This is a genomic window from Alsobacter sp. R-9, assembly GCF_054612375.1.
This window is the reverse complement of sequence record NZ_JBTSWJ010000003.1, coordinates 145,351-159,465: the sequence shown is the minus strand read 5'-3', so window position 1 is coordinate 159,465 and position 14,115 is coordinate 145,351. Positions and strand designations below refer to the sequence as shown.

General features: G+C 72.1%; 14 protein-coding genes. 5 read left to right on the top strand and 9 right to left on the bottom strand.

What is annotated here, in order from left to right; all coding sequences use genetic code 11:
* The first annotated feature begins 82 nt into the window (after nucleotides 1–82).
* The gene (msrA, locus tag ACX9GQ_RS06240) at nucleotides 83–739 is read left to right on the top strand and encodes a peptide-methionine (S)-S-oxide reductase MsrA (protein ID WP_459628685.1); all 657 of its coding nucleotides are present in this window, start codon (nucleotides 83–85) and stop codon (nucleotides 737–739) included.
* A gap of 76 nt (nucleotides 740–815) precedes the next feature.
* Here msrA and grpE read toward each other — a convergent pair whose 3' ends face one another.
* Nucleotides 816–1,439 carry a nucleotide exchange factor GrpE gene (gene grpE / locus ACX9GQ_RS06235; RefSeq protein WP_459628684.1) on the bottom strand — a complete coding sequence of 208 codons (624 nt, stop codon included), beginning with the start codon at nucleotides 1,437–1,439 and terminating at the stop codon, nucleotides 816–818.
* A 151-nt stretch (nucleotides 1,440–1,590) separates the two neighbouring features.
* On the opposite strand from grpE, the gene ACX9GQ_RS06230 reads away from it, so the two are divergent.
* A complete protein-coding gene (locus tag ACX9GQ_RS06230) occupies nucleotides 1,591–1,971 on the top strand; it encodes a cupin domain-containing protein (protein WP_459628683.1) in 381 nt (126 codons plus the stop codon).
* Nucleotides 1,972–1,981: 10 nt separating this feature from the next.
* Here ACX9GQ_RS06230 and ACX9GQ_RS06225 read toward each other — a convergent pair whose 3' ends face one another.
* The 3 genes from ACX9GQ_RS06225 to ACX9GQ_RS06215 all read right to left on the bottom strand — a co-directional run bounded on the left by ACX9GQ_RS06225 (nucleotide 1,982) and on the right by ACX9GQ_RS06215 (nucleotide 5,058).
* Entirely contained in the window at nucleotides 1,982–2,590 is a 609-nt protein-coding gene (locus ACX9GQ_RS06225) for a thiamine pyrophosphate-dependent enzyme (RefSeq protein WP_459628682.1), read from the bottom strand.
* A gap of 5 nt (nucleotides 2,591–2,595) precedes the next feature.
* Nucleotides 2,596–3,165: a phosphonopyruvate decarboxylase gene (locus tag ACX9GQ_RS06220; protein WP_459628681.1), complete on the bottom strand. Its 570-nt coding sequence runs from the start codon at nucleotides 3,163–3,165 to the stop codon at nucleotides 2,596–2,598.
* A gap of 66 nt (nucleotides 3,166–3,231) precedes the next feature.
* The gene (locus tag ACX9GQ_RS06215; protein WP_459628680.1) at nucleotides 3,232–5,058 is read right to left on the bottom strand and encodes a hypothetical protein; all 1,827 of its coding nucleotides are present in this window, start codon (nucleotides 5,056–5,058) and stop codon (nucleotides 3,232–3,234) included.
* A gap of 179 nt (nucleotides 5,059–5,237) precedes the next feature.
* Between ACX9GQ_RS06215 and ACX9GQ_RS06210 the strand changes: the two genes are divergently transcribed.
* Together ACX9GQ_RS06210 and ACX9GQ_RS06205 are read left to right on the top strand one after the other, a co-directional pair.
* Nucleotides 5,238–5,906: a MarC family protein gene (locus ACX9GQ_RS06210; protein ID WP_459628679.1), complete on the top strand. Its 669-nt coding sequence runs from the start codon at nucleotides 5,238–5,240 to the stop codon at nucleotides 5,904–5,906.
* A 75-nt stretch (nucleotides 5,907–5,981) separates the two neighbouring features.
* The gene (locus ACX9GQ_RS06205) at nucleotides 5,982–6,404 is read left to right on the top strand and encodes a hypothetical protein (RefSeq protein ID WP_459628678.1); all 423 of its coding nucleotides are present in this window, start codon (nucleotides 5,982–5,984) and stop codon (nucleotides 6,402–6,404) included.
* A gap of 18 nt (nucleotides 6,405–6,422) precedes the next feature.
* Here ACX9GQ_RS06205 and ACX9GQ_RS06200 read toward each other — a convergent pair whose 3' ends face one another.
* Nucleotides 6,423–7,736 (bottom strand): adenylate/guanylate cyclase domain-containing protein, encoded by a 1,314-nt coding sequence (locus ACX9GQ_RS06200; RefSeq protein WP_459628677.1) that lies wholly within the window; start codon nucleotides 7,734–7,736, stop codon nucleotides 6,423–6,425.
* 93 nt (nucleotides 7,737–7,829) lie between these two features.
* On the bottom strand, nucleotides 7,830–8,630 hold the full coding sequence (locus ACX9GQ_RS06195) for a helix-turn-helix domain-containing protein (RefSeq protein ID WP_459628676.1): 801 nt from the start codon (nucleotides 8,628–8,630) through the stop codon (nucleotides 7,830–7,832).
* A 108-nt stretch (nucleotides 8,631–8,738) separates the two neighbouring features.
* Between ACX9GQ_RS06195 and ACX9GQ_RS06190 the strand changes: the two genes are divergently transcribed.
* Nucleotides 8,739–9,182, top strand: a complete 444-nt coding sequence (locus ACX9GQ_RS06190; RefSeq protein ID WP_459628675.1) for a hypothetical protein — start codon at nucleotides 8,739–8,741, stop codon at nucleotides 9,180–9,182.
* Nucleotides 9,183–9,240: 58 nt separating this feature from the next.
* Here the strand turns inward: ACX9GQ_RS06190 and ACX9GQ_RS06185 are convergent, their stop codons facing one another.
* The 3 genes from ACX9GQ_RS06185 to ACX9GQ_RS06175 all read right to left on the bottom strand — a co-directional run bounded on the left by ACX9GQ_RS06185 (nucleotide 9,241) and on the right by ACX9GQ_RS06175 (nucleotide 13,997).
* On the bottom strand, nucleotides 9,241–10,650 hold the full coding sequence (locus ACX9GQ_RS06185) for a DUF5939 domain-containing protein (RefSeq protein WP_459628674.1): 1,410 nt from the start codon (nucleotides 10,648–10,650) through the stop codon (nucleotides 9,241–9,243).
* 104 nt (nucleotides 10,651–10,754) lie between these two features.
* The gene (locus ACX9GQ_RS06180; protein WP_459628673.1) at nucleotides 10,755–11,735 is read right to left on the bottom strand and encodes an ABC transporter substrate-binding protein; all 981 of its coding nucleotides are present in this window, start codon (nucleotides 11,733–11,735) and stop codon (nucleotides 10,755–10,757) included.
* A gap of 312 nt (nucleotides 11,736–12,047) precedes the next feature.
* Nucleotides 12,048–13,997 (bottom strand): amidohydrolase, encoded by a 1,950-nt coding sequence (locus tag ACX9GQ_RS06175; RefSeq protein ID WP_459628672.1) that lies wholly within the window; start codon nucleotides 13,995–13,997, stop codon nucleotides 12,048–12,050.
* Between the last annotated feature and the right edge of the window lie 118 nt (nucleotides 13,998–14,115).

Below are 14,115 nucleotides of genomic sequence, written 5' to 3'. Positions count from 1 at the left end.
CCGCTCACGCGATCCTGATCGCCACGGGCCTCGCGGGTCGGGCGGAGACGCACCACATCGGAGGCATCCGACGAGGTGTCCCATGTTCTCCTTCCGCAAGCGCCTGACCCTGCCCTCCGCCGCCGAGGCCCTGCCCGGCCGCGCCGCCGCGATCCCCACCGCCGAGCGCCATTTCGTCAACGGGCGGCCGCTGAAGGGGCCGTATCCGGAGGGGCTCGAGACGATCGTCGTCGGGCTCGGCTGCTTCTGGGGCGCGGAGCGCAAGTTCTGGCAGCTGCCCGGCGTCCACGTGACGGCGGTCGGCTACGCCGCCGGCACGACGCCGAACCCCACCTACGAGGAGGTCTGCTCGGGGCTCACCGGCCACAACGAGGTCGTCCTCGTCGTGTTCGACCCGGCGCAGGTGTCGCTCGACACGGTGCTGAAGACCTTCTGGGAGAGCCACGACCCGACGCAGGGCATGCGCCAGGGCAACGACGTGGGCACCCAGTACCGCTCGGGGATCTACGTGACCTCGGCGGCGCAGCGCGCCGCGGCGGAAGCGTCGAAGCGCGCCTACGGGGCAGCGCTGGCAGCGAAGGGTTACGGGCCGGTGACGACCGAGATCGTCGAGGCGGGGCCGTTCTACTTCGCCGAGGACTACCACCAGCAGTACCTGGCGAAGAACCCGGGCGGCTATTGCGGCCTCGGCGGGACGGGGGTCTCCTGCCCCATCGGGACGGGCGTCGGCGCCGCTTAATCCTTGTCGCATCCTCTGCGCGAAAAGCCGGAGCCCGCCTTTTCGCAGCATGCTCCCGGCGGCGCCGTTCCGGCCCTCAGGCCTGCTTGTCGACGCCCTCTCCGGCGGGGGCGGGCTTCGGCCCGCCCTTGGCCACCCCCACCAAGGCGGGGCGCAGCACGCGGTCGCCGATGACGAAGCCGGCCTGCATGACCTCGCGCACCGTGCCGTTGGGCACGGACGGGTCCGGCACCTCGAACATGGCCTGGTGCAGGTTGGGGTCGAACTTCTCGCCCTTCGGCTCGATCTTGCGGATGCCGTGGCGCTCCAGCGTCTTCAGAAGGTCGCGCTCGGTGAGCTCGATGCCCTCCAGCAGCCCCTTGAAGGCCCCCTCGGCCGCGTCGCGCGCCTCGGCGCCCAGCGTCTCGATGGCGCGGCGCATGTTGTCGGCCACGGTCAGCATGTCGCGGGCGAAGTTGGTCGTCGCGTAGACGCGGGCGTCAGCCACCTCCTTCTCGGTGCGGCGGCGCAGGTTCTCCATGTCGGCGAGGGTGCGCAGCATCTTGTCCTTGAGCTGCGTGTTCTCGGCGGCGAGGGCCTCGATGACGGCGTGGACGTCGCGCTCGGGCGCGGCCTCCGCGGCGGCTCCCGTCGCAGGCCCTTCGGTCTGCGGGGCGGCCGTATCGGGGGACGGTTCGGCGTGCGGCTTCTGCTCGGTCATGGTGCTCGAATTCACGGTGACGACGCGGGATACGGCCGGGATATCAGGCTGTGGGCGGCGAAAATCAAGGGCGACGACGCCTCGGCCCGGCGCGGACGGGGCCTTGCCGCCCGGCGACGGCCCAGCCAGAGTGCCGCCCGGGAGGATCGCCATGCCCTTCATCGACCACGCGGCGCAGCCGATCGAGACCTGGCGGGAGGGCGTCGAGACCCGCATGGTCGTCTCCGCCGTGACCGGATCCGCCCAGCTGACGGTGTTCGAGCAGTTCTGCGCGCCGGGCTGCGGGGCTCCCGTTCACCGCCATGCGGTGGAGGAGGTGCTGACCGTGCTGGAAGGCGAGGCGGAGATCCGCGTCGGAGATGCCGTGCGTCGGGTGGGCGCGGGCCATTCTGCGCTGATCCCGGCCGGCCAGCGCCATGGCTTCACCAATGTCGGCACCGGGACGCTGCGCGTGCAGGCCATCCTCGCGGCGCCGATCTTCGAGGCGCAGTACGAGGACGGGCGCGAGACGCCGCGCCGCTGGAGTCCCTGACGCCCCTCCGTCAGCTCGGCGGCAGGCCGAGCGTCGCGCGGAAACGGGTCTTGAGGGCGACCGCGTCGCGCATGGGCAGCGAGCGCGGCGGGTTGAGCGGCGCGACCTTCACCACCGCCAGGCGCGGCCCCTCGGCCGGCCGCGCGAGGTCCTCGCAGAGGCTCTGCAGACCGGCCGCGTCCGTCACCGTGACGGCCGAGGCGAAGCCGCAGGCCGCCGCCACCCCGGCAAGGTCGACGCCGCGGCCCGTGTGGCTGGCCTGCATGCCGGTCTCGCCGAAGTGCTGGTTGTCGATGACGACGACCGAAAGGTTTCGCGGGCGCGCAGCGGCGATCGTGGCGAGGCCGCCGAGGCCCATCAGCTGCTCGCCGTCGCCGGTGACGACGAGGACGGGACGGCCCGGCTGGGCCTGCGCGAGACCGAGCCCGACGAGGGCGGCGCCGCCCATCGCGCCCCACAGGTAGAAGTTTGCGTCGTTGTCGCCCGCCGCGTGCACGTCGTAGGCGGGCGATCCGAGGCCGGTGACGACGAGCGTGTCGCCCCGGTCGCGCAGCAGCGCGGCGACGACCTCGCGGCGGGCAAGCGGCGCATGGGAGGCGGTGTGCTGTTGGGTCTTCATGGGCGTCACCACACCTTGCGGCCGAGGAGCCGCTGGCCGATCAGGACGGCGACCTGCTGGTCGGCCTCGAAGGCAAGCGCGGCGGCGGACTCGACGGTCTCCACGAGGTCGGCCGCCGTCTCGGCCCGCATCACGGTGATGCCCATGGCCTCCAGCGCAGGCTGCGTGCCGCGGCTCATCGGCACCTGCCATGGGTTGAACTCAGCCCATTCGCCGCGCATCGTCACCAGCATCAGGAGCGGGAAGCGGCCCATCACCGGCAGCGACAGCATGTTGATGCAGTTGCCGACGCCGCTCGACTGCATGAGGAGCACGGAGCGCCCGCCGCCGAGCCAGGCGCCCGCAGCCACCGCGATGCCCTCCTCCTCCGTCGTCAGCACGGTCGTCGTCACGTCCGGATCGGCGGAGAAGAGGCGGATCAGAGCCGCGTGCCCCGCGTCCGGCACGTAGGACATGTGCCGCACGCCGGCGCGGCGCAGCACGCGGTGCAGGTCAGCGGGCCAGCCGTCGCCGGGACGCGCCCCGCCCGCCGCATGGGCGGAATCGCCCGGAACCTCCGTCACGCCGTTCGCCATGCCCTGCTCCTGGTTCGTGCGCCGCCATAGCTGGCGCAGAACCGGCGCGCTGTCGAGCCCGCGCGCTCAGCCGGAGCACGCACCCGGCCGGGACGCGCGCGTGATCTCCCGCTTGGCCGCCCCGGGCTCGAGCCCCACGCCCTCCAGCAGGACCGTGGCGCGGCCTGAATCCTCGCCGAGCGCCAGCAGGGTCTGGAACAGGAGGCGGCCCGCGCTTCCCGCGCCCATCAGCTCCCGTCCCTCGAGGAGGGCGACGAGGGTCGGCAAGGCGGAGGACGCGGACGGGCCCGCCGTGCACAACCCGGTGAGGGCCGCCATGTAGGGGCCGCGCCAGTCGTCGCCCGACTTGCGGCTGGCGGGCCGGCCGAGTTCGACGAGCGGCAGCAGCGAGGGCACCGCGGCGGCACCGAAGATGGAGAGGCGCGGCAGGGCCCGCGCCGCAGGCACCCGCAGCGCCGGTTGTGCCGCAAGCCATTCGAAATCGGCCTGGTGCCGACGCAGTGCCTCGTCCGGCAGGGCCGCGATGCCGTCCGCGATGGGACCGGCGGCCTGGTAGGGGAAGCGCCTGCGCTCCTGCGGCACCGGCTCGGCGGCGATCTCGCGGAGCCGGGCGAACAGCACCTCGGCGACCTCCTGAAGGTAGCCTGGCCGAACCGCGCCGCCATAGCGCCCGAGCGTCCAGGCATAGCCGTTCACGGGGATGCGGCGGTCGCGCAGCACCGCCAGTGCGAGGTCCGCCTCGGAGGGATCGATCCGACGCTGCATGGCGAAGCGCTGGAACATGTCGGCCGCACCCCCGGCGGCGGCGGCCGGTAGAGGCCCCCCGGCGGCCAGCGCGGTGCGGGCGGCCGCCGCGGGCGTCATCGTGGCGGCGACGGTGGCGAGACCGACGTCGAGGCCGAGCCGGTCGCGCAGGAAGGCCGGCCAGTCCGGCTCGAGCGCCTTTCCCCACGTGTTGCGGTGCTCCGTCAATCGCAGCAGCGCCGGGCGCAGTTCGAGACCCGAGCCAGAGGCGTAGGTCGGCGCGAGGATGGGGGCGAGCGGTTCCCAGGTCGCGGCCGTGCGCCGGAAGGTCTCCGTCCAGCCGCCGGACGCCGGGACGTGGACGGACAGGCGGCGGGCCCGCACGGTGTCCGCCGAAGGCCTGAGGCCGGCGCCGAAGCTGTTCGTGCCGGACGCGACGGCGCCTTCGGAGAGGACCAGCCCCGCATCGCCCAGCCGGGCAGGCTCGCGCACGAGGCAGCGGCCCGACACGATGGAGGCCCGCATGAGCGTCGCCGAATCCATCGACGACGTCTCGCCGGGAAGACGCAGCGTGACGCCGGCGGATTCCAGCGGCACGTCCGGGCAAGTCCCGTCGAGGTGGGCGAGACGGAACCCCGTCATCGGGGTGTCGGATGCAGGAGGCGCTGCGACGAACCCGGTGTCGGAGACGAGCACGCGGGCTGCCGCGCCGGTGAGCAGCAGGCGGCGGCAGAGATCTCCGCAGGAGGCACCGCGCCCCCGGTAGCCCTCCCGCAGCGCGATCACCGCCGCGGACCGAAGCGGCGCGGCCTCCGCGCGGTCGTACGCCGTGAGGGCCGTGACCTGGGCCTGGAGACGGGCGTTGTAAACGACCGGCGGCACTGCCAGGAGCAGGGCCGTGACGATCGCGCTCGCCACCACGCTGCGCAGTCCGGCCGCGGCGAGGCCCCGCCAGGCGAGCCGCCACGTCACCACGATCAGCGCGAGGGTCGGCACGGCCGCCATGAGGAGGGCCAGCGGCAGCCCGATGAAGGAGATCATGGCGAAGACCGCGATCGGCCAGCCGACGAGGCAGAGCACCCCGGCCGCGCCGACGAGGCCGGCGACGAGGTCCAGGGGCATGGCGCGAAGCCGGCTCAACGAAAGCATCGGGAACCCTCCGCCTGCCATCTTGCACGCACAGCGTGAAAGAATTGGCCGTCGGGGTCAGTCCTGCACGCTATCCGTGCGTCATGCTTGACCGGCGGTTGACGCCCCGCCTGCGGCACGGCGGCCCTTCTGGAATCGGCCCCGGCCCCCTACTGTGCCGTGAGCAGGAGGGTCGGGCCGTGGGTGAAGGGTTGATCGGGCGCGAGGTGTCGCTGTTCGTCGGGGTCTTCTCGACGCTCCTCGCCATCATCAATCCGTTCGAGGTGCTGCCGGTGTTCCTGAAGCTGCTCGCCGGCAAGGACGAGGCGACGCACCGGGCCGTGGCGCGGCGCGCCTGCCTCTACGGGCTCGCTCTCTGCTTCTTCTTCCTGATCTTCGGCAACCTCCTGATGCGCCTGTTCGACGTGCCGCTCAGCATGGTGCGCATCGTCGGCGGCATCATCCTGATGAAGATCGGGTTCGACCTGTTCGCGCCCCCGCCCGCCTCCAAGGACCAGGACGGCGAGCAGCCGGCCGTGACCGATGGCGTCGCCTTCGTTCCGCTCGCCATGCCGCTCATGGTGGGACCGGGCGCCATCGCGACGGTGCTCGGCATGACGTCGACGATCCGCAACACGTCCGCCGAACTCGCGGCGCTGGTGGCCGTGGCCGCCGCGATCGTCGCCACGATGCTCGTGACCTACGCCTGCCTCGCCTACGCCGACCGCCTGACGAAGTGGCTCGGGCCGCTCGGGCTCGACGCGGCCACGCGCATCGTCGGCTTCTTCGTTGCCGCGATGGGCGTCGGGCTGATCTTCAACGGCGTCATCGAGGCCCTGCAGAGCCATGGCGTGACGTCGCTTCGCTGAAGCGACACTGCCAGGCCACATCTCGCATTCGCGAAGCCCTATCTGTTCTCGACTCCGGCGCGGGCAAGGATCACAGTGCCACCGGAAGTGCAGTGGCTCCCCCGCCTCGCCGCCGCCGTCCCTGCCACGGACATCGAGGACCTGCCCATGCCGCTCGACCCGCAGGAGCTTTCCATCCTCGCGCTCGGCACCGGCCTCGCCGCCGGTGCGGCGCTGGCCAGTCACGCCCTCTTCGGCCCCGTCGGCCTCGCCGTGCTCGGGATCGGCATCGCCTTCGTGGCCCTGCGGGTCGATCTCGAGCGCGATGCGCCCGTCGGCGCCGAGACGACCGAAGGATTGTTCGCGGGCACCGTCGCCGCGCGGGCGGCGGAGCGCGCCGGGGAGCGTGCCGCGCGACTTGCCGCGTCCCGGCGGTCCGAGCGCCGGTCGGCTTGGGCGCAGGGCCTCGGCGGCGCCATCGCGTTCGCGGGGCTGCTGCTGCTCTGGGTCGCCGATTGAGGCCGGGGCGGCGCTGAGTCAGGCCGAGGCGACCCGGAAGAGCCGGACCTCCTCGTCGAGCCCCTTGAGGGTCCGCGGCCCGAGTTCGGCGAAGCGGATCCCCGATCCCGCGACAAGGTCGCGGACCGTGCCCGACACCAGGATCTCGCCCTCCCCCGCGACGGCCGAGACGCGGGCCGCGATCGTCACCGCGATGCCGGCGATGTCGGAACCCGCCACCTCGATCTCGCCGGTGTGCAGGCCGCAGCGGATGCCGAGGCCGAGTTGGCGCAGGCCCTCGACCACCGCCTCGGCGCAGCGGACCGCGCGGGCCGGGCCGTCGAAGGTCGCGACGAAGCCGTCGCCCAGCGTCTTCACCTCCACCCCCCGGTGCCGGGCCAGCTCCTGCCGCACGATCCGGTCGTGCCGGTCCATCATCCCCCGCCAGCGATGGTCCCCCAGTTCCACCGACCGGCGGGTGGAGTCGACGATGTCGGTGAACAGCACCGTGGAAAGCACCCTGTCGATGTCCACCGGGCGCCGGGTGCCCGTGAGGAACTGCTGGATCTCGTCGGCGATCCCGTCGACTTCGCCGGCCCACAGCACGTGGTCCCGGCCCGGGAACTCGACCATCCTGGCCCCCGCGATGCCCCGCGCGATGGTGCGGCCGCCCTCGACGGCAACGCGCGTGTCGTCGACGCGGTGCAGGACGAGGGTCGGCATGCGGATCGCCGGAAGGACGTGGCGGACGTCGATCTCGGTGTTCATGCGCATGAGCGCGATGACGGCGGAAGGGCTGGCGCCGAGCCGCTCGAAGCGCGTCCACCAGCCGCGGAAGCGCGCATCGTCGACCTTGCCTGGCGCGAAGACGGGAAGGCTCGCCCCCGAGCCCCACGTGGCGTCGACGGTCTCGATGAAGACCTCGAACCGATCCGGCGGAAGGACGTAGGACGAGAAATGCGGATAAGTGCCGTAGAGCACCAGCGCTGCGCAGCGTTCCGGGTGGGTTGCGGCAAAGAGCATGCTCATGGCGCCGCCCTCGGAGATGCCGAAGAGCGCGGCCCGGGTCGATCCGGCGGCATCGAGCACGGCGCGGACATCGTCCATCCGCTCCTCCAGCGTCTGGACCCCGCCGACCCGGTCGGACAGCCCCGTGCCGCGCTTGTCGAACAGGATCAGTCGGCTGAACGAGGCGAGGCGCGTGAGAAAGTGGGCGAGGGTCGGCTCGTCCCAGGAGTGCTCGAGATTGGAGATGAAGCCGGGCACGAAGACGAGGTCGAACGGGCCCGTCCCCATGACCTGGTAGGCGATCCGCACGTCACCGCTGCGGGCGTAGCGGGTCTCGGGCTGCATCGCGCCCTCCCGGGGCGTCCGGCGTTGTCCCTTCGACACGATGGCACCGATTGGCGGCCCCACCAAAGGCTTTCCGCGGCGACGGCAATGCGGTCAGAGCGCGGCGAGCCGCGCGGCCGTCACGGCGTCGGCGGGGAAGAACAGCTCCAGCGCCAGCTCCGACAGCGTCACGTCGACCGGGGTGCCGAACACCGTCGTGGTGGTGATGAACGCGAGGTCGCCCGCGGGCGTGCGCAGGCGCAGCGTGGCCGCCACGTCTCCGTAATGCGGCGCCGGTTCGGCGTCCGGCGACGCCGGCCCGGGCAGGGCCGCGAGGTCCTCGCGAAGCGCCTCAAGGTCCGCGTCGCCCGTCAGCTCGACCTGGCCGCGCAGACGCTCCAGGACATGGGCTCGCCAGCCGGACAGGTTGAGGATGGCCGGGGCGAGCCCGCCCGGATGGAGCGCGAGCCGCAGGACGTTGACCGGCGGGCGCAGCAGGTCCGCGTCCGCGACGAGGCCGAGCAGGCGTTGCACCCCGGCATTCGCCTCCACGAGGTGCCAGTGGCGGTCGACGGCCAGCGCGGGGCAGGGCTCGTGGCCCCTGAGGATCGTCGAGACCGCGCGCCGGGCGGCCTCCATCGCGGGCTCGTCGAGGCCGCGCTCCGGATAAACCGGCGCGTAGCCGGCCGCCATCACCATGGCGTTGCGCTCCCGCAGCGGCACGCCCAGCCGGTCGGCGAGGCGCAGGATCAAGTCGCGGCTCGGGCGCGAGCGACCGCTCTCGATGAAGCTGAGGTGGCGCTGGCTGATGCCGGCATCAAGCGCGAAGTGCAGCTGCGAGAGCCGCCGGCGCGTGCGCCAGTCACGGATGTGCTGGCCGACGCTGCGGGCGGGACGGGCGAGGGGCTGGTTCATGGCGCCGATCCTGCCGCGGATGGGGATGCGATCCAATGACCTGCGAGGTAATCGACCTGCCGCTGTGGATCGCCATCATCGATCCCGTCCACAGCACGGGAGATCCCCATGGCCACCGCACCCTCCACCACCGCTTCGTCCACGCTCTCCGGCACGCTGGTCCCCAGCCCGCTCCTGCGCCTCGCACTCCGGCTCGACGCCGCGGGCAGCGGCGCCGCCGGCCTTCTGCTGGCGGCAGCGGCCGGACCTCTCGCGGCGCCTACGGGCCTGCCGGAGGTCCTGCTGCGCGGCTGCGGCCTTTTCTTCGTCGGCTACGCCGCCTTCGTCTGCTGGCTCGGCACACGGCAGCGGCCGGCGGCGGCGCTGGTGACGCTCGTCGCTGCCGGAAACGCCATCTGGGGCATCGAGAGCCTGCTCGCCCCCGCCCTCGGCTGGCTCTCACCGACGGGCGCCGGCCTCGCCCTGATCGTGGCGCAGGCCGCGTTCGTCTTCGTGATGGCGGCGCTGCAGGCCACCGGCCTGCGCCGTTCGATCCCGGGCGCGACGGCCTGACAGGTCCCCGCCGCCCCGCCTGCCAGGAGGGTCGCCGCGGGCCTGTTCCCGCGGCGGCTCACGGGATCTCGAAGAGTTCCATCCTGTCGGTCACGCCGCGCAGTTCCATCGTCCGGCGCACGGGGACGATGGAGGCCGACGAAAGCACTTCGGCGACGCCGGGACCGCGCATCACCTGCCCCGTCGTGAAGATGGAACTGGATCGCGCGAGGTGCTGGACGCGCGACGCGACGTTCACGGTCTGGCCGAAATAGTCCTGCCGGTCGTTGAGCACGACGGCGAGGCACGGCCCCTCGTGGAGCCCGATGTGCAGAAGAAGGTCCTCGCGCCCGCGCTCAGCATTCAGCGCGGCCATGGCATCGCGCATCCGCAGGGCGGCGGCGACGGCGCGGTCCGGCGTCGGGAAGGTCGCCATCACCGCATCGCCGATCGTCTTCACGACGGCCCCCTGCTCGGACGCCACGATGTCGAGGATCACCGAGAAGTGCGCCCTCACGAGGTCGAAGGCGACGAGGTCGCCGACCTGGTCGTAGAGGGCCGTCGAGCCCTTCAGGTCGGTGAACAGGAAGGTCATGCTGGTGATCTTGAAGCGCTGGTCCACCGCGATCGTGTCGGTGCGGTAGAGGTCGCGGAACGTCTGGTTGCTGAGCAGCCGCTTCGCCGTGAGGAACGGCCGCCGGCGCCCGAGCAGGTCGTGCAGGGGGTCGCCCGCCACCCACAGGCCGGGCAGGACGCGCGTGCCCGTCCGGTTGTCGAGGCTGAGCCGGAGCGGCCCCGGCCGCATCGGCACGGTGCCCCTGGCCACGCCCGCCTCGTTGAACACCACGTCGAGGGCCTGCCGCTCGCGCGTCGGCGGGCCGCGCGTGTCGAGGAACTGCGTGGTGTGGGACACCGGATCGAAGACGATGACGAACGCCTCCGGCAGCTGGAGCGAGAGCACGGCCTTCTCGCCCGCCGGCAGTTCGACGGCGTCCAGCACCACCTCCTGGACGAGGTCGTCGAACCCGTCGGAGGGGATGTCGTTGCCCGAGCTCCAGAAGACCTGCCGCATGTAGTCCCACATGGGCAGGCGGTGGGGATCGTGCGCCGCGATCCGGCGGACGCGCGGGTTCACGGTGAAGGTCACCTCCACCATCTCGTCGAGCGTGGGCTCGTAGCCTGCGGCACACAGCGCGCAATGGTAGGAGCCGTGGTCCAGCGTCCTGAGCGTCTCTCCGGAGTGGAGCACGCCGCCGCAGCCGGGGCAGAGCATGTTCCACGAGAGATCGAACAGGCCTGCCCGCGCGGCGTGGAGGAAGCCGCCGATCACCGCCTCCTCGGGCAGGCCCCGGTTCGTCGCGAAGGCGAGCGCGTTGATGCGGTTGAGCTCGGCGTCGCTTCCGTCGCGCACGAGATCCTCGAGCGCGGCGACCACGGGTTCCGCCGTCGACTGCCGAAGGACCGCTAGCAATGGGGATGCCGTGGACATGCCCGCCCCTCGCCGCTGCCTGAACCGTTCGCACCCTAGCACGAAAAGCCGGGACAGGCTTGCCAAGCCGCGGGGGGCCGGGGCGCAGGTGCGCGCCGCGTCTCCTATTCGATCATCTCGTCGACCCGCGCGAGGAGCGGCGCGGGGATCGCGAGGCCGAGGGCACGGGCCGTCGACTGGTTCACGGCCAGCTCGAGCTGGCTGGGGCGCGTGACGGGCATGGTGGCGGGGTCTGCTCCCCGCAGAATGCGCGCCGCGTAGAGGCCAGCCTCGAACCACGCCCCCGAGAGACTGGCGCCGTAGCTCATCAACCCGCCGGCCTCCACGAAATCGCGGACGTCGAAGATCGCCGGCAGGCGGCTCGCGTTGAGGGCCGCCGACAACGCGGTTCTCCGGCTGGTGAAGAACGGGCATCCACCCACGACGACGCCTTCGACTGCCGAGGTCCGCAAGCGCCCGATCGCGGCGGTCAATCCGGCGTCGTCGGACGCCTCGGCGACGACGAGATCGACGCCGTGCCGGCCTGCTGCGGCCTGGGCCTCGGAACGGTCCTGGGCGGACGCGGGCCACGCTGGATCGAGGAGGAGGCCGATGCGACGGCTTGCCGGAAGCATCTCCCGCAGCAGGTCCACCCTCTTGCCGCCAAGCTGGCCGCCGCCGAAGAAGGTGATGCCGGTGAGGTTGCCGCCCGGCCTCGCCAGGCTCTCCGCGAGCCCTCGCGTGACCGGATCGTCGCTCGTGACGAACACGACCGGGATGGAGCGCGTGCGCTGGCGCAGGGCTTCGGCGGCCTGGCTGTTGGCGACGATGACGCCCGGTGCCAGGGCAATGAGCTCGGTGGCCAGCCGGGGAAGCCTCCCCAGATCGTTGTCGGCATAACGGCGCTCGACGGCGACGGACTGGCCATCGACGTAGCCGCCCTCGGACAGCCCTTTCCGGAACGCCTCCTCCAGATGCGCGAACGGCGCCGCCGGCGTGGTGCGCAGGAACCCCACGACCGGCAGGCCGGCAGCCTGGACAGGCCGCACGGCGCCCAGCGCCGCCAGTCCGAGGACGCACGTCCGGCGATCAATCCTTCGGGACATGGGCTGCCTTACCCCGTACCACGCGCTCCAGCTTCGGGCCGGACCACCCTCCGGCATCCCCCGCCGACGAGATCGGCCTGGGCACCGGGGACGTCTTGGCAGAGGCGATCATCACCGATGAAGAGGACCCGAAGCCTATCCGACGCGATGATGCTACCACGAACCGCGCGATCCAGCAGGCCCCGCAAGCACGGCGGTGGAGGCTCCTGACCGTTCCCTCCGCCGCGGCAGGGGGGGAGCGGGCACGGACGGCTCCGCTCCCCGGCCGCCTGAGCCGCCAGCCCGACCGCCCTGCCCGCCGTCGCGTGGCGGTCAGGAGGCCATGTCGGCGATGAGCGCGTTCATGAAGTCGCTGACGCAGAGCGGGTCGTGCGGCGCCGACGCGAGCGCCCGCGTCAGCCCGGGCGCGGCGAAGGGCGACCTGGACCGCATGACATCGCGATAGAGACTCGCCTTGTTGATGAAACGCTGGAACGGGGCGTCGCCGCCGCCCCCCGGCAGCATCAGGTCGCCCTTGCGCTGCTGCTGGGCGGAGAGGGCGAAGATCGTCCGTCCCTCCTTGATCGTCTCGGTCACCTTCAGCGTGTCGATCGTGTCCGGCTCGACGGCGGTGGGATCAGCCGAGAGGATGACGAAGTCCGCGAGCTTGCCGACCTCGAGCGAGCCCTTCTCCGCCTCCTCGAACTGCTGGTAGGCCGCCCAGATCGTCATCGCCTTCAGGGCCGTCAGCACGTCGACGCGCTGGGTGGGTCCCAGGATGTCGCCCGAGCGGGTGCGGCGCGTGACGGTCGCGTCCAGCACGCGCATGGAGTCCGGCAGTGCGACCGGCGCGTCGTGGTGCGTGGTGAAGATCATGCCGCGCTGGCGGACCCAGCCCGTCGGTGAGATGTCGTCTGCCGCGCGGGGCCCCACCGTATGGTCCCGATGCCAGTCCCCCCAGTAGAAGGTGTGCATCGGGAACAGGGACGGGACGACGCCGAGGTCGCGGTAGGCGTCGACCTGGTCCTCGCGCAGGAACTGCCCGTGGATGAGGACGGGCCGGCGGTCGGCACGGCCATGCCTTGCCGTGGCCGCCCGCAGCGCCGTGATCAGCATGTCGGAGGCCGCCTCGCCGTTGCTGTGCGTGAGCAGGTGGACGTTGTTCCGGTAGGCCCAGTCGATCAGCCGGAGCGAGTCCTCCGGCTTGACCGTCGCATAGCCCTGGTAGCCGGGCGGGTAGTTGCCGACGGGGTCGTAGTAGGGCTTGTCCCGGAAGGCCGTGAAGCCCTGCGGCGAGCCGTCGAGCGACAGCTTTCCGCCGGCGACGCGCACGCGGTTGCGATAGGTGGAGCTGCGGTTGGCGAGGATGTAGTCGAGGTCGGACTGGACGTCGACGTAGATGGCGACATCGTTGCGGAAGCCGCCTTCGGCCGCCACCGCCTTGACGATCTCGGCGACCTGCGGCGACGCCCTGCCCTCCTGTGCCGTGGTGTAGCCGAAGCGCGCCCACAGCTCCGAGCCGGCGCGGGCGAAGGTGCGGATGCCGGCCGCGCCGACGCTGGCCACGACCTTGAGGGCATAGGTGACGAGCGCGGTTTCCTCGAGCACCCCGTCCGGCTCCCGGCCGCCGGGCTTGCGGCGGATGACGCCGCCCGACGGATCGGGCGTCTGGGCGGTGACGCCCGCGATCTCCAGCGCTTTCGAATTGAGCGCGCCGAGGTGGGCCGACTGGTGGACGAGCACGATGGGCACGTCCCGGGAGACCTGGTCGAGATCGTCCCGCGTGGGATGCCGTCGTTCGGCCAGCTGGGAGTTGTCGTAGCCGAAGCCGATGATCAGGTTGGCGGTCCGCACGGCCTCGGCATTGGCCGCCGCCCACTCGCGCAACACCCGCTGGAGCGACGCGATGTCCGTCACCTCGCCGTCCGGCGGCGCCAGCAGGTTGGCCGACAGCGCCTGCAGGCCACCCATCACGATGTGGCCGTGAGGATCGATGAAGCCAGGCAGAAGGGTCCGGCCCCCCAGGTCGATCACCTCGGTCTGCGGCCCGCGCAGGCGCATGACCTCCGCCACCGCACCGACGGCGACGATCCGCCCGGCGCGCTCGGCGACGGCCTCCGCCTTCATCGCGGCGTCGTTCATCGTGTAGATGGGGCCGCCGGTCCAGATCCGGTCCGCGGGTTGCTGCGCCTGGGCAAGGCCGTGGCCGGACCACAACGTCGCCGACGCGACCGTCGACGCCGACATCAGCAAGACCTGGCGTCGTGACAACCCGTGCTTCATGCGTTCCCTCCCGTGACGCTGATCGGTTGAAGGAACGTTGGCACAGGGATCCGGCGTTGCCTAGCTCAAGCCACTCCCGCGACGGTTGCGGCGCCCGCGCTGCCGGAATCGCCTTCCG